We start from the raw sequence: 21,989 nt of genomic DNA, 5'->3' as shown, positions 1-21,989 counted from the left end.
CATGTCCCCTCAGCCTCCCTCTTTTGACCCCACCAACAGACGTAAGCGCCCGTCCGCAAACGACGCGAAGAACGTAGGCCATGGCGGCGAAGTGCCCCGCGCGGAGCACACGCAGGTATTCAAGCCTGAGGACATTCCATCCTCCGAGCAGCAACGCCCAGTCGCCGCGGGTCAGGCGAGCGCACAAGTTCCACCGAGCTACGCACCGGCAGGCTCACGGCAGTCTGGAGAACAGTACCAGCAGGCCCCCCAACGCCCGTCGGAGCCACCGCGGGGCAATCAGCCCCCGGGACCTCCTCCTGCTGGCCGGCGCCCCCGCAAGAAGCGCCGCAAGTGGCCGATCGTTTTGATCGTAGTTCTGGCCCTAATTATCGGCTGGCCCGGGTTCCTTATCATTCATGGCAATAACAAGATGGAACACGTTGACGCCCTCTCCGACGCCGCAGATACGCCCGGTACTACCTATTTAATCGTTGGCTCCGATCAACGTGAGGAGGATGGGATAAACGACGGCGCAACAGATGGCCAACGCGCCGATTCCATCATGCTGTTGCAAGTCCCAGAATCTGGCAACGCGGCGCTTGTCTCACTACCTCGGGATTCCTATGTGGAGATTCCAGGGTACGGAGCGAGCAAGATCAACGCCTCCTATTCACTTGGCGGTCCCGAGCTTCTAGTTTCCACGGTGGAGAACCTCTCCGGTATGACGGTTGATCATTACGTGGAAGTGTCTATGTCCGGGGTCTCGTCGCTCGTGGATGCTGTAGGTGGTGTGAACCTCTGCCTCGATTATGACGTCTCCGATAAGAAGTCCAAGCTCGAATGGGAGGCCGGCTGCCACGACGCCGATGGCGATACCGCCCTCGCGTTCTCCCGCATGCGCTACTCGGATCCCAAAGGGGATATTGGACGTGCGGAACGCCAGCGCCAAGTCGTGTCCAAGGTGATCAAGAAGGCCGCTTCTCCCAGCACTCTGATCAACCCGGTCAAGCAGTACAAGCTAGTGGATTCAGCAGCGACTACGCTCACCATGAGCACCGGTAGCGGGCTCACCAACATGGCGGGTGCTGCTCTCGGCCTGCGCAGCGTTATGGGAGACGATGGCCTCATGGGAGCCCCGCCAATCAGCTCCCTTAATTACCGTACGCCATCTGGAGCCTCTGCCGTTCTCCTGGATCCAGATACGATTGATTCGTTCTTCGAGAAGATGAAGAACGGTGAACTCACTCAGGACGATTTCACGGACCTAGGCTAAGTTTTAGCAGATCCCGCCCACCTCGCCGACATTTCGTGTCAGGCCGGGAGGCGACATAGCTGGTGATCACCACCAGATAGTGACCGCAGCTTATCCGCGTTTCTTCACCCAGCTTTGGACATCATTGGTTCGCGGCCACCAGACGCTCACTCGGCGAGCTTGTCAAGAAGGTCAGACCGTTCGTTGGAGAGGAGATAGCAGAACACCTCCAATGGGACGGTCTGACGCTTCTAGCCGCCTTCAGACGATTTCCCAAAAATGGCAAACCCTCTTGAGACTAGGCGCCGATGCCCGTAGCGTCGAACGCATGTGAGCGACAGTTCGTCCAAGGACTCGGCGATCAATACAGTGGCCGCTGCGGTCAGCGATCCATACAGATCGGGTGCCGAGGATCCGGGCTCACCTAGCAGGCCCGCCACGCGTATGGAACAGACGACCCTAAATGTCGAAAGGTAAGAACCGATGAAAGATCAGCTAACCTTCCAAAATCCAGTGTCTAGATTCCCCGTCATTTCGCCCCCAAAACAATCCCAAGAGGAACCCGGTCTTGACGCCGAGCTCATTCCACAAACAGATCGTGGCGAACAGAGCTATCGTGGTACAGGGCGCCTTGAGGGGCGCAGAGCGCTCATCACGGGTTCCGATTCCGGTATTGGCGCCGCCGTGGCGATTGCATTTGCTCGGGAGGGCGCAGATGTGGCCATCTCCTACTTACCCGAAGAGCAAACTGACGCCGAGCATGTAGCGCAAGTAATCGAAGGCTCGGGCCGCCGCGCGTTCCTCATTCCAGGAGATATATCGGATCCAGAGTTCTGTACGCAGCTTGTGGACGAAGCAGCGTCACGGCTTGGTGGCCTTGACGCCCTCGTGAATAACGCTGGCCGCCAGATTGCCATTGAGAGCTTTGAGAAACTTACGGATGAGCAGGTCCAACACACATTCGACGTTAATATCCTGGCGCAGTTCCGAATCGTACGCGCTGCACTTAGGCATTTGCCCGAGGGCGCAACAATCGTCAACACCACCTCGATTCAGGCGTATAAGCCCTCCACCCATCTGCTCGATTACGCCTCCACTAAGGCGGCGATCAACAACTTCTCCAAAGGCTTGGCTCAACAGCTGGCACCCCGGGGAATTCGTGTCAATGCTGTAGCGCCAGGACCTATATGGACGCCGCTTCAGGTTTCCCAAGGGCAGCCAAAGGATGCCCTACCAGAGTTCGGCAAGCATGTTCCTCTGGGCCGCGCGGGACAGCCAACTGAGCTTGCGCCCGCTTATGTGTTTCTTACCTCTCCGGAGTCCAGCTACGTTATCGGGGAGACCCTCAACGTTAACGGCGGAACACCGAGCCCCTAGCAACCGCCCTGAGCAAGCAGGCTCTCCAGCAACCAGAACCTACAGCTCCTTAAGCCGCTTGCCCTTCTCCTGAGCCTGCGCCTTTAGGTCGGCTTGGAATGTCTCCATTGCTGCCTGCACGTCCGGATCTGCGCTGCCCACGATCCGGGCCGCCAACAGGCCAGCATTGCGCGCACCGCCGATGGACACGGTTGCCACGGGTACCCCGGCTGGCATCTGCACGATCGAGAGCAGCGAATCCATTCCGTCCAAGTACTTAAGCGGCACAGGTACACCGATCACGGGCAACGGCGTCACCGCCGCCAACATCCCCGGCAGGTGGGCCGCACCGCCAGCGCCCGCGATGATGACTCGAATACCGCGCCCCGCAGCCTCCCGGCCGTAGGCGATCATCTCATCCGGCATCCGGTGCGCTGAGACCACGTCCGCCTCGTAGCTGATCCCGAATTCGTCCAGCGCCTCGCCGGCCGCTTTCATCACGGGCCAATCCGAATCCGACCCCATCACGATTCCAACAGTTGCCATCGTTGCTCTCCTCTAGTGCTGCCTGCAGTTCATCAGTTTGTACTAGTGGGCGTGAGCGCCCGCCGCTAGCGCCTCAGACCTCGCCGCGCAGCATGGCCGCCGCCCCGTGTGATTGGGCCAGCGCCTCGTCCAGATCATCGCCCACCACGGTCACATGCCCGATCTTGCGCCGTGGCTTTACTTCTTTGCCGTACATGTGGATCTTCGCCCGTGGATACTTCTCCATGACTTGCTGGTAGGCCTCGCGCGGATCGTCCAGCTCGCTACCAAGCACGTTCACCATGACGCTCCAATCGCGCAGAGGCAGAGTGCTCCCGAGCGGCAGGTCCAGTACGGCCCGCAGATGTTGCTCAAACTGGCTGGTATCGGCGCCCTCAATCGTCCAATGCGCGGAATTGTGCGGCCTCATAGCCAGTTCGTTGACATAGGGCTGAAGGGCTGGTGCGCCGGAGGCGCTGGCCTCGCCCCCATTACTCCCCACAAACATCTCAACGGCCAAAATCCCCACAACGTCCAAGTCCTCCGCGATCTTCACCGCAATGTCTTGAATCTGGCCCTCCAGCTCCGGGCCAACGCCGGGAGCTGGCGCCACTACCTCGAAGCAGGCGCCCTGTTGTTGAACGGTGCGAACAACGGGCCAGCACGCCACCTCCCCGGAAGGGCGCCGCGCCAGTACCGCCGCCACCTCAAACTCGAACGGGATCATCTCTTCGAGCAACAAGGGCCCGCCGTCAGCCAGCCAGTCCCGGGCCTCGCTCGCCTCCGCAATGATCCGAACGCCCTTGCCGTCGTAGCCATCGCGAGGAGTCTTCAACACTCCCCGCCCGCCCAGCTCCGCGAGTCCCGCCTGGATCTCCTGCTCGGAATTAACGCGCCACCATCGCGGCACTGGCGCACCCAGCTCCTCCATCTTCTCGCGCATGAGCAGCTTGTCTTGGGCGTAGGCAAGTGCGTGGGAGCCGGGCCGCACAGGTGCCAACTCCCCCGCCGCAGCAAGGATCTCATCTGGCACGTGCTCGTGTTCCACGGTGAGGACGTCCACGCGCTCAGCCAGCGCGCATACAGCCGCAGAATCATCCGCATCCCCTACCTGCGAGTTGGGAATCACCTGGCCGGAAGCACCGTCCGCGGCCTCCACCAACGCATGGAGCTGGATCCCAAGCGGGATCGCCGCCTCCTGCATCATCCGCGCGAGCTGGCCACCTCCCACAACGCCAACTCGGGGTGCGGCCTCTTCCGCTCCGGTACCAACGACACGCTGAACATGGGCCTTAGCAGTCATAGCCCCAGCCTACTCACCATTAGACTGGTCAGGTGCCGACGTCTCGCAATCTCATCCAGCGCCTGTTGAAAGGCCAGTCTTTCCGCGAATGGTTCGTGGAGTTCCTGCGGTTTTGTACCGTGGGGCTGGGCTCCTACATCGTGGACGTTGGCCTCTTTAATCTGTTGGCACACACTGGCTGGGTCCATCTACCCGGTGATGCTTCGATGGTGGCCAAGACTATCTCTGTGTCCATCTCCGTCGTGTTCTCGTGGGCAGTGAACCGCGCCTGGACCTTCCGCGATAAGGGCACGTATGGACGCGGGCGGGAATTCGCCATGTTCGTTCTGGTGAACATCGGTGGGATGCTGATTGCTCTGGCGTGCCTTGCGGCGTCGCGGTACGGCTTGGGGTTACGCAGTCAGTTTGCGGACAACATCTCCGCCAACGTTGTGGGGCTAATCCTAGGTACGGCGTTCCGGTACGTGATGTACCGCTACGTAGTCTTCTCCCCGGGAGCAAGGCGGGTGGCCCAAGGCTCCGGAATTGCGTCCGAACACTAGTTGGATTGGCCTTTTACCGTCTGCGGCGCCGTGCTCCCACGCTAATAATCGAACCCGCCGGCAGAATCTTACTTGGATTTAGCGATTGCGGTACGGCATTCAGGGCTAGGGCAAAGGTTGGCGGACTGGCCTTGGACAATTCCAGACGTCCACCATCTGCTTCAGCCAAATTCTTAGCCAGCGGCAACCCAATCCCAGTGGATCCTCCGGTGGAGAATCCCTTGGTGAAGATCGAGTCAACGTTCTCCGGAGCAACGCCTGGCCCTCCGTCGGTCACGTGGATCATGACCCCGCGGCCAGACTTGGAGGCAACCACCGAAGTGGTTCCCTCCCCGTAACGCAACGAGTTCTCAATGAGCGTTGCGATGATCTGGGAGAGAGAGCCCGGGCGGCTGAGGACGGCCACCCCGGCGTTATCCTCGAATGTCAGCTCCCGTCCGACAGTCTCGTAGCTCCGCTGCCATTCCTCGCGTTGCTGTTCAAAAACTGGACCTAGTGGCACAGCCTCGTTCCCCCCGGCATTCTCGGACCGGGACACGGCTAGGAGGTCATTCACAACGCCAGCGAGGCGCTCCACCTGCTCGAGGCAGTTCGCGGCCTCTTCGCGAACGTCCTCATCGTTGGAAAGATACTCAATCTCTTCAAGCCGCATGGACAGCGCAGCCAGCGGGCTGCGTAGTTGGTGGGAGGCGTCCGCAGAAAACTGCCGTTCGGCGGAAATGCGCCCGGCCATGCGGTCCGCTGTGCGCACCAGCTCCTCGTATACAAGATCAATTTCCTCGATCCCGGACTTTTCCATCTGTGGCCTAGTCTGCCCAGAGCCCACTTGCTCCGCCGCAGCCGCCAGATAGATCAGCGGGGCGGAGAGTTTCCGGGACTGTTTGAGGGCCACCACCACGCCGGCCCCAAAGGACACCATGACCACCGCAACGCCCAGCCCTCCGGCCATCAACATGGTGATCATGACATCGTCACGGGAGATCGCCACCTTCACGGAGGCGTTGGGGGAAGTGACCGTGTGGCTGATCGTACTGTCATCGCCCAAATCAGCGCCCGCCACCAACTCGCCCTCGTCGCTCACAAGCGTGATCCGCGCTGGGAAGAACCCCTCGCGATCGGCATATCTTTCGAGAAACACCTGGGAAACCGCGTCCCCTTCTTCAACCCGTTGCTCCACAAACGTGGAGATTTCGGATGCGCGGGATTCCACGGACGCACTTGCGTTGCGCCAGATGAGCGTGACGCCAAGGCCAACGCCCGGGACACCAAGGAGCAGAACGGCAACCAGCACAGCCAGAGTTGTCATTCTGATAGCGCGCCTGCGCACGAGGCATTACCCCTTTTCGAACCGGAAACCCATCCCGCGAACGGTGGAGATGTACCGCGGGTGAGAAACATCCTCGCCTAGCTTCCTCCGGAGCCAGGAGATGTGCATGTCCAGCTTCTTGGTGGAGTCATCGTTGTTCATGGACCATACCTCTTGCATGAGTTCGTCACGGGAGACCACGTTGCCCGCGTGCGTAATGAGGATGGTCAGTAGATCAAATTCCTTGCCAGTGAGCTGGAGCTCGTTGTTATCAACGAAGGCACGATGGGCGGCCCTGTCCACCGAAATGTTCTGGACGGTGACTAGGTCTGAGGCTTCCACAGGCTCAGCCCGCCGCAGCAACGCCCGCACACGCGCCATCAGTTCCGCCAGCCGGAAGGGTTTAGTCACGTAATCATCAGCACCGGCATCCAGCCCCACAACCATGTCCACCTCTTCGGTGCGTGCGGTGAGGATGAGAATAGGGAAAGTCCAGCCGCGCGAGCGAGCTTGGCGCGCTACGTCCAGCCCGTCCATATCCGGTAGGCCCAGATCGAGGATCACAAAGTCTGTGCCACGCTCCATGCTGGTGAGTGCGTCGCGGCCCAGTTCGGCAAGCGTAACGTTGTAGCCCTCGCGCGAGAGTGCCCGCACGAGTGGCCCGGAGATAGCGGTATCGTCTTCAACAAGTAGTAGATCGGTCACACTTGAATCGTAGGCCAATAGTCAAGCCTTCGTCGAGGCTTTAGCCAAAGTGTCAGGATCTCCCCCAGAATTTCCCCGGGTAGTAGCTCACCCGGAGGGCATCCGTCGGAGCTCGACGGCCTCAATCTTCCCCAGTCCTTTCAGATCCGGGGATCCGGCGGGAACAAGGGTGTACCGGCCAAGCTTTAGTTGCCGCAAGATTTCGGCCGTTCGCTTGTCTGTCAGCACAGATCCACTTGCGGAAATATCAACAAGTCGCGACGCAAGGTTGACGGTTGGCCCGAAAACATCACCAAATCGTGACACAACTCCGCCCCACACCATCGATGCACGCACGGGGAGCATCCCTCGCTGCCCGCGAAGCCGCTCCACGATCTCCGTAGCGGTATCGGCTCCGGTCACAAGATCGTCCGCAATGAACAGGAAGGCGTCCCCGATGGTCTTGACCACGCGCGCCCCGTTGGCGGAGATAACATCACGGCAGGTGTGTTCGAACAGCTCAATGAGCTCCACCAGCTCCGCGCTGCCGATCTCATTCGAACGGTTGGTGAAGGCCACCATGTCCACGAAACCCACTGCACGCTGGAGCTGATCGCCCGAATCACGCCGCTTGTCCATCTCCGTTACTTCGGCCTCGGAGCGGCGCAACAAAGATGCCAAGTGCCGCCGCCACGAATATTGCATCTGCTCCTGCAGATACGGATGGAAATCCTCAAAATGGTCCAACACCCAGTAGCGCGCACTGATCGGATCAAGCCCGAGGGTTCGTTCGGCGTGTTCCACCAGCGATTCGTGCTGCCACAAGACCAGACGATCGGACATGTGCGATTCCGCCCGAATCAGCGAGTTCAAGGAATCGGCAGAGATGAGGCCCTGATTGAGGATTACTTGGTGCCGGGTCATCGCGGCTACATCATCGTCAGTAAAAACCCTATCCGTAACCTCGTCCGCGATCGTTGGGAAACCCATAGAAAGCCAATAGCGCCGGGCCGTATCCTCATCCATACCCGCCTTGGAAGCAGCTTCAACTAGGGTGTAACGCTCCGAGCCGCCGAGGAGCCGGCCTACATATCGTTCTACAGTTGATGGCGGCATGGCCGCCTCTGAGCCACCACTGTTTGCTGGCACGCCTCATCCTCCATAGAACCAATGTGGGTTTGATCACATGCCAGTGTACTACCTCACACCCGCTTCGTCATCCACCGGCCACAAGATGCTACACCTCCGAGTGCGACTTAGCTAACAGAACGGCCCAATCCCCCGAGCGTGAGAATGGGAGCACCGCGCTCACTGAGCCTGAGAAACCTCTCACCAGCCGCACGGGCATCTCCCCATGCATCACCGCAAGTACAAACCCAGACGCGCCCCGCCCTACTCGGCGTAGGTAGACTAGAACAATGACCACTGCGATCGATGAGCTCTCAAATTCCTACTTCTACTCGTTGCTCAAAATGTTTCCCGATCTGGCAACATCCGTGGGAATCGAGGGTGGCGATGAGGGCGCGTTTCCTGATTACTCCCCGGCCGGCACCGCGGCGTACAAGGCGCTGATCGAAGAAACCCTCACCGCCCTAGCGCCCCTTACCCCCGAAAGCCCCCAAGACGAAGTGGGAGCCGCTGCCCTGCGCGAACGCCTCACCTGCGAGCTGGACCTCATCAACGCGGGCGAAGTCACGGGCCAGCTCAACGTAATTGAGTGCCCCCTCACGGGCGTACGGGACATCTTCGATCTCATGCCCACGGACACCGAGCCTCAGTGGGAGACCATCGCCCGCCGCCTGCGTGCAGTGGAGCCGGCCTTCGCGGGATACAAGGAATCGCTCTTTACCCGCCTTAAGGAAGGCCCGGCGTTCCCGGCCCGCCAAGTGGCCCGCTGCGCCGAACAGTGCGATTCCCAAGCGGACCCGGATACCTCCAACTTCACAAAGCTGGCCGCCGCGGGCGCCGAAGCGTTCCCCGCCCTAACCGAGGAACTCGAAGAGGCCGCCGCGATCGCCCGCACGAGCTTTGAGGCCCTGGCTACCTTCCTGCGCGAAAAGATCGCTCCTTCAGCCATCGAACAAGACGGCGTGGGCCGCGAGCGCTACGAGCGCTTCTCACGCGGCTTCCTCGGCGCCACTGTGGATCTTGACGAAACCTACGAGTGGGGCAAGGCCGAACTGGCCCGGATCATCGCCGAACAAGAGGAGATTGCCACTCAGCTATATGGCCCTGGCACCACGGTGGCCGAGGCAATGGAGCGCCTGAACAACGATCCGGACCGCCAGCTTCACTCCACCACCGAACTCCGGACGTGGATGCAGGAAACGGCGGACGGCGCAATGGAAGCCATCTCCGGCACCTACTTCGATGTCCCGGACGCGATGAAGACCATGGAGTGCATGGTCCTTGAGGACGGCACGGGCGGCATCTACTACACGGCCCCCACGGACGATTTCTCGCGCCCTGGCCGCATGTGGTGGTCCGTTCCTGCGGGCGTCACGGATTTTGCCACGTGGCAGGAGAAGACCACGGTGTTCCACGAGGGCGTGCCCGGCCATCACCTGCAGCTGGGGCTGGCCACCTTCATGCGCGATGAGCTCAACCTGTGGCGCCGCCACTGCTGCTGGACCTCCGGACACGGCGAGGGCTGGGCCCTCTACGCCGAACAGCTCATGGCCGAATTGGGCTTCCAACACGATCCGGGCGATCGGATGGGCGTGCTCGATTCGATGCGCCTGCGCGCTGCCCGAGTGGTGGTGGATCTGGGCGTTCACTTGGGTAAGGATGCGGGCGATTACGGGAACGGCCCGTGGGATCACGATTCCGCGTGGAAGTTCCTGCGCGAAAACGTGGCGATGGAGGAAAACTTCCTGTCCTTCGAACTGGATCGCTACCTTGGCTGGCCCGGGCAGGCCCCCTCCTACAAGATCGGCCAGCGCATCTGGAATGAGCTGCGCGAGGAGGCCAAGACCCGTGCCGAGGAAGCTGGCGAAGAGTTCGATATGAAGGCATGGCACATGAAGGCGCTGCGTTTGGGCGGGCTTGGTTTGGACACATTGGCCGAGGCGCTTCGTTGAAACACCTCCCCCTGATTCTGGCCAGTAAGTCCCCGGCCCGGCTGGCCACATTGCGCGCCGCCGGTATCGAACCGGAAGTCCGCGTGTCCCACGTGGATGAGCCCGCCGTACTTTCCCAAGTCCGCGGAGGGCCCGGCCAGCAGGTGCTCGCGTTGGCTACGGCGAAGGCCCGGGCCGTTTTGGATTCCGAGGATTTTTTGCCGACGACGGAAACTCCCTCCCTCATCCTCGGTTGCGATTCCATGTTCGAATTCGATGGGCAGGTCTTTGGCAAGCCACATACCCCTGAGGTGGCCAAGGAACGTCTCACGGCCATGGCCGGGCGCTCGGGCGTGCTTCACAGCGGGCATTGCCTGCTGCAAGGTATCTCCGGGGAGGGGCTTTCCGCCCTCTCCCACGCCCGGGTGCACGTGGCACCGATGAGCCAGGCGGAGATCGATGCCTACATCGCCTCCACCGAGCCTCTTTGGGTGGCCGGATCCTTCACCGTGGACGGCCTAGGCGGGCCCTTCATCGAGCATGTGGAAGGCGATTACCACGGGGTGGTAGGCCTCAGCCTGCCGCGCCTACGCGAGATGCTCGCCGCGCGAGGGCTTTCGATTACCCAACTGTGGACCGAGGCCGAACCTGCGGACGGTCCCGAGACCGCCGTGGGTGCCGGATTCCTTTCACGGACCCGGCCGTTCCGGCCGCGTCATAGCGCCGATGGTTTCATCCTGTGTTCGTGCGGAAGGCGCCATTGGGGCCTCGCGGGTGCCGCGGGAGTGTGCGCATACCGGGACCACGAGGGCCGGCGCGAGGTGTTAATGCAGTTGCGAGCACCGTGGTCTCACGGCGGCGGCACGTGGTCCATCCCCGGAGGCGCGATCGAGTGGTACGAGGATGCACGAACGGGCGGCCTGCGCGAGTTCGCCGAGGAGACTGGCATCACCGATCTTTCCATCAAGGACTGCCACACCGCCGATCACGGGGATTGGAGATTCGATACGTTCGTTGCCCGTTGCCATGATGGCATTGCTCCGGTTGTTGATCCCGAATCCACTGAGCTGCGATGGGTTCCAATTGATGAATTATCTGACAATCTCCACCCAGCCTTTGCCCAATCATGGCCCACCGTTAAGGCTTTCGTCCTAGCGGCTGACTAATCCATTACTCCTTCAGGGGAGGTTTGACACATTTGTCCTGTGACCTATGTACACGTTACGGCCATGTAACGCGCACATGAGTAAGCTGATATCCATGTCGGAAAATACAGCTTGGGGCTTCGGCCTAGCCACGTCACGTCCTGATGGAAAGATCTTGGATGTGTGGTACCCGCACCCGCAAATCGGCACTCCCAGCGAGGATGCCCAGCCTGATGAGACGCTACAGTCTTTGGAACGCGACGATGATCTGCGCCGCGTTCACCTTCGTATCGTTAAGACTGTCATCAATCTAGATGATGAACCTGATTCCGCGGCCTCGGCCTACCTCCGCCTCCACCTACTTTCCTGGCGCTTCGTCAAGCCCAATGAGATCAATCTAGACGGCATCTTCTCCGTCCTAGAGAACGTGGCATGGACCAGCAAGGGGCCCTGCTTCCTCGAAGACTTTGAGGAAACTCGCATGCGCGTGCGCGCCGCAACCAACACCCCGGTCCGCATCTTCTCCGTAGATAAGTTCCCACGCATGGTCGATTACGTGATCCCCTCCGGCGTGCGCATTGCAGACGGCAACAACGTGCGTCTAGGTGGATACCTGTCCGAAGGCACTACCGTGATGCACGCCGGCTTCGTCAACTACAACGCCGGTTCACTGGGCCGGGCGATGATTGAAGGCCGCGTATCTCAGGGCGTGGTGGTAGATGACGGCGCGGATATCGGAGGCGGCGCCTCCACCATGGGCACACTCTCCGGCGGCGGACGCCAGCGCGTACGCGTGGGCAAGCGTTCCCTACTGGGCGCTAACTCGGGCCTAGGGATCCCCGTGGGCGACGATTGCATGGTCGAATCCGGACTCTACGTCACGGCAGGCACCAAGGTGACCCTGCTGCCCTCGGGCGGCGTATCGCCTAACCGCGAGGGCTACATCCAAGAACCAGACGTGGTGCCAGCACACTTACTCGGTGGCCGCGACAACATCATGTACCGCCGCAACTCCACCTCTGGCGCAGTCGAAGCGCTCCCCCGCCCCGGCTCAAAGGGCGTGGAGCTCAACGATTTCCTGCATAAGAACTAGTAATTATTTAATCGGTAACGGCGGCCTCTCGGTACTACTGGTCCTTCCAGGAGTTCCAACGTTCCTTGAGGCCGCCGTTTGCCATCTGTGCCATCTTTGAGCAGGGACTGTATCAATCTCCCTACGTAGCGAAATCAATCGTCGCTTCCTTCCTCGCGGGCAACCTCGAGCCTGTAGTGGAGATCGAGCTTAGTGCCCCATCTGCTCGTCCCAATCCGACTGTTTTGAGCGTATTGGGCGCAATCCTATTGATTGCGTCGTGTTGCTCCACGAAGTCTTGGATCAGGAATCGCATACCGCGTGCCTCACGCATGACATCCCGCGCTGTCACTGATTCACCATGCATGACGAATTCTTTGTCAGGAGTCTTCTCGAAACTGAAGAACCTTTTGCCCATCGTGCCACGGGATGGCTTCACGGCATATTTGCCGGCTGGCAGCGCTCGTAACGCTCCGATCGATGTCTTCTTCTCAAGCATGGGGAAGAACAATCGGTTTCCCACTAGGACCATACGAACAGTTGGAGTGTAGCCCGGGAGCATCTTCTCTAGGTAGGAATAGAACTGGACCTTGTCCAGCACCAGATTCTTATGGTTCTTTGGGTTGATGCTCCCGTGGTGAATTGAGTTTCGGTCCCGCTTGACTGCCCATCGCTCAACATAATCATCTTGGTTGCGGAAGTCTTTAACATCCAGCCCGTATTCGTTATAGCACTCGTTAACGAATCCCCACTCTTTCCACCACCTCACATTGTCCGCAACACGCTCACGCCGCGACTTGCGAGGCATATCGGGATAGTAGCTTGAGCGGTCCACAACTCTCATCATGTTCTCGTAGGCGCCCAAACTCATCTTGACTGGACGCTTAGGGCTCAACAGGCTGCCGAGGTTCACGGGACGACCCACCGTTCCTTGTGCTCGCGATGACGGAAATAGCCCGTCACCTTCCCTTCTCAAGTCACCGTGTCAGCCAAAGCTTAAGAAACGCTGACAACCGTATGAACCAAGAAGCTGCTAGGCCGATCTTGATGCGCGGGACTCGGCACATTTGAGAGTTACAGGCGCATCCGATTGATCCACATGCTTTCACAAGCTACCCGGATAAATGCCGTGTAAAATGCTAGCCAGTGGCGAATCTAGACACCAGATCTAGACTTACGAAGAGAGACGATATGCCTCCCAAGAAGCAGATTCTGTTGTTGACCACCGCGACTCGGACAATGTCGGCGACCAGATTATTGAACGCTGCGTCATAAGCATCCTCCATGCAGTGATGGATAACCTTGGCTTTACGCGGGACGATTATCAGATCAACAGCAGAGCAGCTGGCATCATTACGCAGAAGTTTTTGAAGTCGGGAAACAGAGCCGATATTGCGTCCGCTGAGAAGTCCATTTCAGAAGCTGACCTGATCGTCTTTGGCGGAGCACCCTTGTTCAATTACAGGTATCAGAACTTCTACCGAAAGACCATCACAACCCTTGAGCTTGCGGAACAGTACAACGTACCCGTGATCTTCTCCAGCATAGGAGTCGAGGATTTTGATGGAGAGAATCCTAAGTGCGTTCAGCTCAAAACGGCTCTCAACCTACCTTGCGTTCGGCAAATTGCCACCCGAGATAACTATGAAGCCGTCCGCAAATACGTTGAAGGCACCGACATCACGGCTGCACAGGTTGCAGATCCTGCTGTGTTCGCGGATATCGTCTTTCGAAAGCCTGATTTACCTATCAAGCCTGAATCGCTGAGCAAGCAAAATGGAAAGGCGAGCAGGGGGCGCAGGACTCGCCGTCGCTTGCGTAAGATCCTTGGCCAGCTGATACACACCCGCCCTGCAACTCAGTCTCCTTCACAGGCACTGGCTCCAGATTCCCCCGCAGTGGTGACGCAGACCGGACGTCAATCCGACATAGAGCAGGGTCAAAGGTGCATCGGTTTGGTCGTTACCCGCAGGGGCATATTCAAGGACAACAAGATTCCGTTTACTGCTGCGAAGCAACATGCCCTCTGGCTTGATGTGATTGCCAAGCTAACCGAGAAAGGATACAAGTATCGGCTGCTAACTACGGGCCATTACGCCGATGAAGTCTTCCTAAGCGATTTCGTTCGAAAGAACAACATTGATCTGAGTAAGGTACGGTTGCCGATAAACCAGCCCGAAGATCTCGTATCCGAATTAAGAAGATGCGATGGAATCATTGCGTATCGCCTGCATGCGAGCATCACCTCATATGCTCTGGGCATCCCGAGCATAGGACTCACGTGGAATTTCAAAGTTCCAGCATTCTATGAGTCGATTGGGTACAGCGGCCGAGCATTATCAGTTGAAGATTGGACAGCGGCTGCTCTTCTTGAAGCAGTCGAGAATGCCATGGACGAGGGTGTGAACCGGGATACCGATTTCGCGATGAGCGTCTATAGCACTCTCTTTAGCGGAGTTCGGGAGATCCTCCGACCTGATGAGAGCAATCTAGTGCCGTTCAGTTTTGAGGAACTCCAGTCTAAGCTTCCGTCCGATCCAGGAACATCATTCGCACTATATAGGGAACGCGTGAACCGAAAGATGCGCCGAACCTATGAGAACTTCATCAAGGGATAGTTGCCGCCCTAAGCCCCGCCTGAAAGACCTTAGATCGACGACGAAATATGGGCCGACTCTCGAATATCTTCAACAATCTTAGCGATCAGTACTGAGTCTTCGCTCCGGAGCTTATATGCAGTGCGCCCATTGCCCCGAATCCGAGTAGATAGCTCGGCAAGTTCATACCTGTACTCGTCACCTTCAAGGCGCTCGTAGAATGCTTCGTTCTCATTGGCGTCATCAAATCGGGTCTCATAATGCTGGCTGTGCCACCAAGGTGCGGGCACATACAGCGTGCCCTCTGTACCAGCTACCTCTAGATCGTTTTCTGCCCGCACACCAAGTCCAACCTTGACCGAGGCAAAGGCGGTGGGATACTCGATGTCGATTCGTGCCAGCAGGCTTGGGTGCTCTGGACCCGATTCGAGAATGTGGCACCGCAGGTCAGTGTAATCTCCGCCCAAAAGCTTGAGCACCGTGAAAACAGGATATACAGCGAGTTCCGCGGCAGCATTCCGTGGCTCTTCAGTGCTGTGTATCGTGGAGCTTGCTGGATGTGTAAGCGTTGCCTCCACAGACCTAATCTGCCCGATGGAACCGCTCCGTGCATATGCGATCATCCGTTGGAAACCTGGAGTGTAGGCTGTCCGGATTCCTTCGACCAATACTAAGTGCCGCTCTCTTGCCAACTTCGTCAGCTGCTCAGTCTCATGTTTGGTCAGCGTGAGCGGTGGTTCGCTCAACACATGTACCCCACACTCCAAGGCTTGACGAATCATGTGTGCTCGTTGGTCCGCAGGTGTTGAGACGTATACGGCATCCACATTGTTCAAGAGCTCGCTATAGTCCTCGTATGCCCAGCCCAACTCCATATCAGAGGCGAGCTGTCGCGCAAGGGCCGCATCAGAATCCCACACCGCCTCAATACTGATACCAGAGACGTAACGCGCCTCCTCAACAAGATCTTCGGCGAGTGATCCCGCACCAACTAATCCGATCTTGTGGATGCCTAAGCTCTCATTGCGAATCTTTGTACTTGAGACTCCCCGAGTTCGATCCAAGTAGACGACGTCGCAATAGTCTTTCAGATAGTCGAACTTCCCCACCCAGTCCGAACCGATCGCGAAAACATCGACGCCCCACTCCTGAATGTCGAGGATCTTCTGCCCAGCATATTCTTCTAGCAGCACCTGATCGGCGAGCCCAGTCTTGCGAACGTTCTCAATACGCTCCAAGGCGCTCTGCCGTACGTTGAGCTTGCCGCGGCTCAGATCGTACGTGTCGCTGGTTACGCCTACGATCAACCAATCACCCAATGCTCGGGCGCGCTCCAAGAGTCGCCGATGGCCCTCATGAAACATGTCATACGTGCCGTAGGTGATGACTGTTCGCATCGTATCGCCTCTCAAAGATCCTAGGTTCTTACGTCAGAACCATCTATATCCCGCGCTAGACTATGCCCGCACAAGCTAGCTATCAATCAATGGTGAAGAAATAAGCATCGTTCCGTTGTGGTTATCGATGAACTCATCGATAGGAGTAGCCGCCATCAATCACTATGGTTTCTCCGGTGATATACGAGTTATTCACTAACATGATGTACGGATCAGTAACCTCATCCGGCGTAGCGAACCTTCCCAACGAAATCTTCGAATTGATGCTATCACGCACATGCGTAGGCTTTGCCAGTTGCCATTCCGTATCAATAAACCCCGGTGCAACAGCATTCACACGAATACCGCGAGGACCCAAGAACTTCACCAGATTCTTTACTAAAGAACTCACCGCTGATTTGGATACGCCGTATGCCAGCGACATTGAATGTGGTTGGAAGCCCATGAGAGAGCCTGTGAATACGATGGACCCACCAGCCGCGAATCGGTCCATCAGCCGCTGAATCGTGAATAAGGGTATGTCCACGTTCGCGCGGAACACTCGATCCCACGTATCTAGATCTAGCTCCTCAAGGCTCCCGCGAGCGGTAAGGCCCGCATTCAAGATGAGAGCGTCCAATCTCCGATCATGGTTCTCAATATATCCTGCAATCACATCAATTGAGCTTGTCGAAGTAGCATCGGCTTGGGCTACAGCGATCTCCGACTTCCGATAGACATCGCGCAATTCGGCTTCTACCTGCCGAGCTCGCTCTTGGTCAGCTCCGAATGTCAACAGAACATCAAAACCTTCTGAAAGCAAACGCTCGGCAATCGCCTGGCCGAGTCCCTTGGTTCCGCCAGTGATTACGGCGAATCTGTTCATTACCCGCGCTCCCTACTTGAATCGTCCGGTGCCCTCAGAATCAATGATCAAGGTCCGTGCTGTCTTCTTCTGCTTACCTTGCCGATCCGCCCAGAGGGCATAGGTACCCTCCGGCAAATCGATGCTGCCTTGCAGCCTACACTCTCCACCATCATTGACTACCTGAAGATCAAGCGGGCACAGCGAGGCTAGCGACTGAACGTTCAACGCTTGAGCGGAGAGCTTTGCGTCCATCGCACCATTTCCAAACCCAGACGCGTTTGGAAGCAGAACGTTGACATCCGCAACATTGAATTCCCCAAGTTCGCCGCTCATAGAATCAGTGGCGAAAGTGCGTAAAGCTCCAGAGTTATCCATAGCCAGCGCACCTTTGTCCGTTGAATAAGCGACGCCAAACGCTTCGTTTGCCACAAATGGAACCGCGCCCTTGGGGTATGGAATCGCAAAGGCACGCACGAAGCCAAACAGGTTGCCTCTTGCCTTCAGGTCCCACACACCGTCTTCTATCTGTGCTCCGTAGGCTGTTGTATTAGGGTCGATTGTGAACTCTATGGAAGCGCGCAGAACTTGCGCGTCAATGGTGGTCCTAAAGATCTCGAGTGGTGCCTGGTGCTGGCTGGGCACCCATGTAGCAAGCGAGCTTCTTTCTCTCATCGCGACCTTGAGAGTTGGCAGTTCCAGCTCATGCGATACATCGAGGATTTCCGGGGGAAGATACTTATGGATTGCGGGTGGCAGTTCAAGAGAATAACCTCCAGCGCACTCACGAATAATGTCTCTGTCGCCAACTTCTCGCGCCCAATCTGCGACAAGCCGCCCTTGAAGTCCGCCTCTACCAGCTTGAACGCTCTCAATACGCTGATACGGACGTATCGACTTCGCATATTTCTCGAATACTGCAAGCTCACGCAATCGTCCCTGTTTGATCAGAATTGCGAGTACTCGGTGACGAACAGATAGTAATGCAAGCACGTCCTCAGTCAAATACTTCTTCAGTAGTGCGCGCGCTTTCAGCGCTGCCTGCCAGGCACGCCAATTGCGAGAATCCCATTTCTTCACGAACTTATCGATTACCCTTGTGCGGATGTGCGCCGCCATGGCACTTGCTCGCGCTTGAGCGAGTTCGGGTCCTTGCAGAGTGCTCTGTGTGTAGTCCATCAGGTCTTCAAGACGGTCCCAATACTCTCGCAACAGCGGGTCATAGGCCTGCCCAGTACGCGAATCTGTGCCACGCCACTGGTAATAGGGCACGTCAGCAGCCACCGCGATCTTCGAGGCATAACGATACGCGGCAATATTGACGTATTGGTCCTCCCACAACGCGTTCGGCTCGTCTGGGAACTCGATGCCGTTCTCCAGAAGAAGCGTTCGCCGATACAGCTTATGGGGAACCATCGGAATCATCCGAGAGAAGCCACCCGCCGATTCAATATCGTCCACATTCCCGCAATCTAACGAGGAAAGGAAGGTCCACATATCCTTCACCTTTTCCTCATGCGGGATCAGGATGTCCGCATCCGCTTCTCGGGCGCGAGTAAGCGCGTTATACAAACCATTCGGAAACACCTTGCCGTCTTGTTCTAAGAAGGTCACGTAGACTCCACGAGCGCGTTCTAGTCCCACATTCCGCGGCCGCGAAAGCCAACCAGAGTCTTCAATCCGTTGAACAGAATAATTCTGGCGTCCTCCGGTGAGCCGCTGTAGCCTGGTGAAAGTGTCATCGGATGACCCGTTATCAACGAAGATGACTTCGAATTGCTCTTGGGGCAGGCTCTGCGCATCGAGTGAAGCAACGAGCTTATCCAGAGTATTATTCGAGTTGTACGTGGCAATCACAACGCTCACAAGTGGTGTCAAGGTGACCTCTCCTTTAGCTCCTGTTGCGGGCGTGTCATTAGCCCACCGGCAACGTCACGCAGTAGTCTATGTCAAGCCGTAGAGATCGAGGTGCCCGCAAATGACCACTCCTAAGAGTCTCATCAGAGAGGCCGAGAGCGATTCGCGAAATCGTGGCCCGATTGCGGTCTCTGATTTCTGGACGAAGCCGGTTGGCGGAACTATCAAGACGAATCAAGTTTACGCGCATTTCTGCGAAACCCTTACGGTGGTTCCACAAATCGTGTTCTACGAGACGATGTCGGGTGCCAGAATGGGGGACAACCCGTTCGCAATCTTCGACTACTTGCAGACCCATAGAAAGTATCAAAACTTACTTCACGTTTGGTCCGTAAATGATCGAGAGAACGTCCCGGAAGAATACCGCAACTCTCCAAATGTCGTCTTCGCTCACCGGCATTCGCGCGCCTACGCCTATTTTCTTGCGCGGGCGGGATACGTAATTGGGAATGCTAACCTCCCCGAATACTTCGTCCGGCGCAGCGAGCAACGGTATCTGAATACTTGGCACGGCATCCCGTATAAGGCGCTTGGGCGCGATTCGCCAAAAGCACGTTTCGGGTCTTGGCAGGGCACAGCTTCATTCTTAAAAGCAACACACGTCGTAACTCCGTGCAGGTTCATGACCGACGCGGTCCTTTCGGCATACTCAATGGCGGGGACGTCGCAGGCGCTCATTGCAGAGACTGGTTATCCGCGTGTCGATATGACAGTGAATCCGTCCAATGATCGCGTGTCAGCGATCTGTGACATTCTTGGAATTACTGGATCATCAGTGTCCGCAGCGCCTCACAAGCCTGTGGTGTTATATGCACCGACATGGAGATCTGATGGAAAGCAAGACACTGTTGATTCGGAGCAGCTACTCGATGATCTCTCTGCGCTGGCTCAACTAGATATCAACTTGCTGTATCGCGGCCACCACCGTATGGACAAGATGGTGGGTGATCGAATGGTGGGAGACGAGCTCGCAAATATCACGATTCCGCCTCATGACATCAGCTCCAACGAACTATTGTCAGTTGTGGATATTCTTATCACTGACTACTCCAGTATCTTCTTCGATTTCTTACCCACGGGCCGTCCGATTATTCATTATGTTTACGATCTGGATGAGTACGCCCCAACCCGTGGCCTCAACCTAACAACGGACGAACTGCCGGGAACTGTTGCGAAATCAAGAGAAGACCTTGTACGGGGGGTTAACGAGGCTGCTAAGGCTCTCGCTCAAGCTCCAAGCGATGCTGACTTGGCCGCAAACCCTCTACAAGGCGCTCGATATGCAGCAGCACAGCGTCGCTTCTGCCCGTATGAGGACGGACAGGCCACCGAACGTGTCGTAAAGTTCTTTTTCCAAGACGATGCGGGGTCGAGTCCCGTAACCTACCCTCGGGATGAGCGGCCAACAGTCGTATACTGGGCTGGCTCTCCAGGCAAAACAGCGGTTGCCACGGAGTTTCTCGCTGAGGTTATCCGTTCGGGAGAATTAGCGACCGAGCAGACAACCGGCGTGTTTGAAAGGTCCGCATCAATGAAAGCGGACTTCCTCAAGTCGATTAAGTCCTTGAAACATGACCTCTCAACAGTTGCGTACGTTAGAGATACTCCGATGCTCTTGTCTTCCGAACAACAAACGTATTCTAAGTTCGAGGAACTTGAGAGTCCCAGTATTACTGAGGTGGAGAAGCTGTTAGACGATGATCCAGCCCTCAGAAAGATCTTCTCCCGCGAATACCGCCGTCGTCTCGATAACGCCCACTTCGACAAGCTCGTACTCGGACCGAACCTATCGAACTTCGAACTTGGCGTAGCGAGCTTTGCGTGCCGACCGGAGGCGCTTGCGAGCGACGTTGTAACGCCCCACGAGTTCTCTGCGCAGCGCCGTTTCAACCGCGTGAAGAGAGTTCTGATTCCGTGTGGCTCCAAACGACGCCGCGTAGCGGTAGCCGCATATCGGCGAGTCAAAGCCCCTCTGAAGAAACTAGCCAAGCGCTAGCCCTAGTTTTGGTGGACAAGCATCGGTATCTACCGACCAGACCCGTGGTTCCTCCACTAGTGCCTACCACGGTTGACAGATAACCTGGCCAAGCGCGATGAAGGCAATATGCCTCGCACGGACTCACAGGTAAACTAACCATCTCTAGTAGTTCAAGAAGACTCTGACCATTCGACAAGGAGTGACTGCCCCTTATGGTGACCATTAAGACGCTTGAGCCATATGAAGACGAGCAGGGAAATCGTATCGAGTACGACGGCCCGCCCATCTCAGAAAAGATCCGCATAGAGTTCCTAGGTTCCAACAATGTTTTGAAGGTTGGCGCCCGGGCCAACATTCCCCAATTGTCAGTGAAGTTCGCTGCTGACAGCAGCGTCGTGGATATCGCCGCGGCCACTAAGAATCGAACGGGATTGCGTTTCGGGCTCGTTTTGGGCCAACAATCCCGAATCACTATCGGTAAGAACGTCGGGTCGGCCTCGAAAACATTTGTTCGCGCCTCAGAGGGGGCCTCGGTTACCATCGGAGATGAATGCATGCTGGCATCATCTATAGAGATCAGAACTGATGACACACATGCAATTTACGATCTGGAGACTGGCCTGCGAACCAATCGAGCCAAGGACATCACTATCGGTGAGCACGTCTGGATTGGAAAGTATGCCGCAATTCTTGGTGGTGTCACCGTCGGGTCTGGTTCCGTGATCGGATTCCGAAGCATTGTGACGAGAGACGTGCCCAATAACGCCATCGTTGCTGGCATACCTGCACGCGTCGTCCGGAAAAACATTGCATGGGAGCGACCGGACTTAAATAAGAACGAGCCAGGTACCCGAGAGCTACCAGCCGATCAACGTCGGAGCGAGCGCTATTGGAACCCGACCAAAGAAGACAAACCCAAGGTGATAACGCAGCCTCGGCCCAATAAACTCGTGCGGGCTAAGCGACGTCTCGGACGCTTTCTCGCACGGTAAGAGGTGTACGCCGCACTGGCTCGGTGATTCGTGTGGAT

17 protein-coding genes and 1 pseudogene are annotated in these 21,989 nt (G+C 57.3%); 9 read left to right on the top strand and 9 right to left on the bottom strand.

Annotated features, from left to right (window positions below; all coding sequences use genetic code 11):
* The first annotated feature begins 1 nt into the window (after position 1).
* Together DD236_RS03240 and DD236_RS03235 are read left to right on the top strand one after the other, a co-directional pair.
* The gene (locus DD236_RS03240) at positions 2 to 1,255 is read left to right on the top strand and encodes an LCP family protein (protein WP_109092913.1); all 1,254 of its coding nucleotides are present in this window, start codon (positions 2 to 4) and stop codon (positions 1,253 to 1,255) included.
* 462 nt (positions 1,256 to 1,717) lie between these two features.
* Positions 1,718 to 2,611, top strand: a complete 894-nt coding sequence (locus tag DD236_RS03235) for an SDR family oxidoreductase (protein ID WP_109092912.1) — start codon at positions 1,718 to 1,720, stop codon at positions 2,609 to 2,611.
* Between the two features lie 39 nt (positions 2,612 to 2,650).
* Here DD236_RS03235 and purE read toward each other — a convergent pair whose 3' ends face one another.
* Together purE and DD236_RS03225 are read right to left on the bottom strand one after the other, a co-directional pair.
* Positions 2,651 to 3,136: a 5-(carboxyamino)imidazole ribonucleotide mutase gene (gene purE / locus DD236_RS03230; protein ID WP_109092911.1), complete on the bottom strand. Its 486-nt coding sequence runs from the start codon at positions 3,134 to 3,136 to the stop codon at positions 2,651 to 2,653.
* Positions 3,137 to 3,209: 73 nt separating this feature from the next.
* Positions 3,210 to 4,418, bottom strand: a complete 1,209-nt coding sequence (locus tag DD236_RS03225; protein ID WP_109092910.1) for a 5-(carboxyamino)imidazole ribonucleotide synthase — start codon at positions 4,416 to 4,418, stop codon at positions 3,210 to 3,212.
* A gap of 32 nt (positions 4,419 to 4,450) precedes the next feature.
* Here DD236_RS03225 and DD236_RS03220 point away from each other — a divergent pair, with 32 nt between their 5' ends.
* Entirely contained in the window at positions 4,451 to 4,960 is a 510-nt protein-coding gene (locus DD236_RS03220; protein WP_109092909.1) for a GtrA family protein, read from the top strand.
* Between the two features lie 13 nt (positions 4,961 to 4,973).
* On the opposite strand, the gene DD236_RS03215 is transcribed toward DD236_RS03220, so the two are convergent.
* From DD236_RS03215 to DD236_RS03205, 3 genes are all read right to left on the bottom strand, one after another.
* Positions 4,974 to 6,266, bottom strand: coding sequence for an ATP-binding protein (locus tag DD236_RS03215; protein WP_165819813.1), 1,293 nt, complete (start codon positions 6,264 to 6,266; stop codon positions 4,974 to 4,976).
* Between the two features lie 27 nt (positions 6,267 to 6,293).
* On the bottom strand, positions 6,294 to 6,971 hold the full coding sequence (locus DD236_RS03210; protein ID WP_109093277.1) for a response regulator transcription factor: 678 nt from the start codon (positions 6,969 to 6,971) through the stop codon (positions 6,294 to 6,296).
* Between the two features lie 87 nt (positions 6,972 to 7,058).
* Entirely contained in the window at positions 7,059 to 8,099 is a 1,041-nt protein-coding gene (locus DD236_RS03205) for an adenylate/guanylate cyclase domain-containing protein (RefSeq protein ID WP_243409891.1), read from the bottom strand.
* Between the two features lie 269 nt (positions 8,100 to 8,368).
* Between DD236_RS03205 and DD236_RS03200 the strand changes: the two genes are divergently transcribed.
* The 3 genes from DD236_RS03200 to dapD all read left to right on the top strand — a co-directional run bounded on the left by DD236_RS03200 (position 8,369) and on the right by dapD (position 12,247).
* Positions 8,369 to 10,030 carry a DUF885 domain-containing protein gene (locus DD236_RS03200; protein WP_109092908.1) on the top strand — a complete coding sequence of 554 codons (1,662 nt, stop codon included), beginning with the start codon at positions 8,369 to 8,371 and terminating at the stop codon, positions 10,028 to 10,030.
* Positions 10,027 to 11,175, top strand: coding sequence for a Maf family nucleotide pyrophosphatase (locus tag DD236_RS03195; protein ID WP_165819812.1), 1,149 nt, complete (start codon positions 10,027 to 10,029; stop codon positions 11,173 to 11,175). Before DD236_RS03200 ends, DD236_RS03195 begins: the two co-directional genes overlap by 4 nt.
* A gap of 94 nt (positions 11,176 to 11,269) precedes the next feature.
* Positions 11,270 to 12,247, top strand: a complete 978-nt coding sequence (dapD, locus tag DD236_RS03190; protein WP_109092906.1) for a 2,3,4,5-tetrahydropyridine-2,6-dicarboxylate N-succinyltransferase — start codon at positions 11,270 to 11,272, stop codon at positions 12,245 to 12,247.
* A gap of 121 nt (positions 12,248 to 12,368) precedes the next feature.
* Here dapD and DD236_RS03185 read toward each other — a convergent pair whose 3' ends face one another.
* The gene (locus DD236_RS03185) at positions 12,369 to 13,151 is read right to left on the bottom strand and encodes a hypothetical protein (RefSeq protein ID WP_133246049.1); all 783 of its coding nucleotides are present in this window, start codon (positions 13,149 to 13,151) and stop codon (positions 12,369 to 12,371) included.
* A 325-nt stretch (positions 13,152 to 13,476) separates the two neighbouring features.
* Here DD236_RS03185 and DD236_RS03180 point away from each other — a divergent pair.
* Positions 13,477 to 14,844 (top strand): annotated as a pseudogene (locus DD236_RS03180) (polysaccharide pyruvyl transferase family protein); the annotation flags it as partial.
* A gap of 29 nt (positions 14,845 to 14,873) precedes the next feature.
* Here DD236_RS03180 and DD236_RS03175 read toward each other — a convergent pair.
* From DD236_RS03175 to DD236_RS03165, 3 genes are all read right to left on the bottom strand, one after another.
* Complete coding sequence (locus DD236_RS03175) at positions 14,874 to 16,220, bottom strand: Gfo/Idh/MocA family oxidoreductase (RefSeq protein ID WP_109092903.1); 1,347 nt, start codon at positions 16,218 to 16,220, stop codon at positions 14,874 to 14,876.
* Positions 16,221 to 16,353: 133 nt separating this feature from the next.
* Positions 16,354 to 17,085 (bottom strand): SDR family NAD(P)-dependent oxidoreductase, encoded by a 732-nt coding sequence (locus DD236_RS03170; RefSeq protein WP_109092902.1) that lies wholly within the window; start codon positions 17,083 to 17,085, stop codon positions 16,354 to 16,356.
* A gap of 12 nt (positions 17,086 to 17,097) precedes the next feature.
* Complete coding sequence (locus DD236_RS03165) at positions 17,098 to 18,942, bottom strand: glycosyltransferase family 2 protein (protein ID WP_109092901.1); 1,845 nt, start codon at positions 18,940 to 18,942, stop codon at positions 17,098 to 17,100.
* Positions 18,943 to 19,042: 100 nt separating this feature from the next.
* On the opposite strand from DD236_RS03165, the gene DD236_RS03160 reads away from it, so the two are divergent.
* Together DD236_RS03160 and DD236_RS03155 are read left to right on the top strand one after the other, a co-directional pair.
* Positions 19,043 to 20,977, top strand: a complete 1,935-nt coding sequence (locus tag DD236_RS03160) for a CDP-glycerol glycerophosphotransferase family protein (RefSeq protein WP_109092900.1) — start codon at positions 19,043 to 19,045, stop codon at positions 20,975 to 20,977.
* A gap of 194 nt (positions 20,978 to 21,171) precedes the next feature.
* Positions 21,172 to 21,951 carry an acyltransferase gene (locus tag DD236_RS03155; RefSeq protein ID WP_109092899.1) on the top strand — a complete coding sequence of 260 codons (780 nt, stop codon included), beginning with the start codon at positions 21,172 to 21,174 and terminating at the stop codon, positions 21,949 to 21,951.
* The last annotated feature ends 38 nt before the right edge of the window (positions 21,952 to 21,989 follow it).

This window comes from Ancrocorticia populi, from assembly GCF_003123745.1.
Lineage (GTDB): Bacteria > Actinomycetota > Actinomycetes > Actinomycetales > Actinomycetaceae > Ancrocorticia > Ancrocorticia populi.
This window is presented reverse-complemented; position numbering and strand designations above follow the sequence as displayed.

Bases quoted from the DNA above. Each gene is read 5' to 3' on its own strand.
- DD236_RS03240 (WP_109092913.1), top strand. From the start codon at position 2: ATGTCCCCTCAGCCTCCCTCTTTTGACCCCACCAACAGACGTAAGCGC.
- DD236_RS03235 (WP_109092912.1), top strand. From the start codon at position 1,718: ATGAAAGATCAGCTAACCTTCCAAAATCCAGTGTCTAGATTCCCCGTC.
- purE (WP_109092911.1), bottom strand. From the start codon at position 3,136: ATGGCAACTGTTGGAATCGTGATGGGGTCGGATTCGGATTGGCCCGTG.
- DD236_RS03225 (WP_109092910.1), bottom strand. From the start codon at position 4,418: ATGACTGCTAAGGCCCATGTTCAGCGTGTCGTTGGTACCGGAGCGGAA.
- DD236_RS03215 (WP_165819813.1), bottom strand. From the start codon at position 6,266: ATGACAACTCTGGCTGTGCTGGTTGCCGTTCTGCTCCTTGGTGTCCCG.
- DD236_RS03200 (WP_109092908.1), top strand. From the start codon at position 8,369: ATGACCACTGCGATCGATGAGCTCTCAAATTCCTACTTCTACTCGTTG.
- dapD (WP_109092906.1), top strand. From the start codon at position 11,270: ATGTCGGAAAATACAGCTTGGGGCTTCGGCCTAGCCACGTCACGTCCT.
- DD236_RS03175 (WP_109092903.1), bottom strand. From the start codon at position 16,220: ATGCGAACAGTCATCACCTACGGCACGTATGACATGTTTCATGAGGGC.
- DD236_RS03170 (WP_109092902.1), bottom strand. From the start codon at position 17,085: ATGAACAGATTCGCCGTAATCACTGGCGGAACCAAGGGACTCGGCCAG.
- DD236_RS03160 (WP_109092900.1), top strand. From the start codon at position 19,043: ATGACCACTCCTAAGAGTCTCATCAGAGAGGCCGAGAGCGATTCGCGA.
- DD236_RS03155 (WP_109092899.1), top strand. From the start codon at position 21,172: ATGGTGACCATTAAGACGCTTGAGCCATATGAAGACGAGCAGGGAAAT.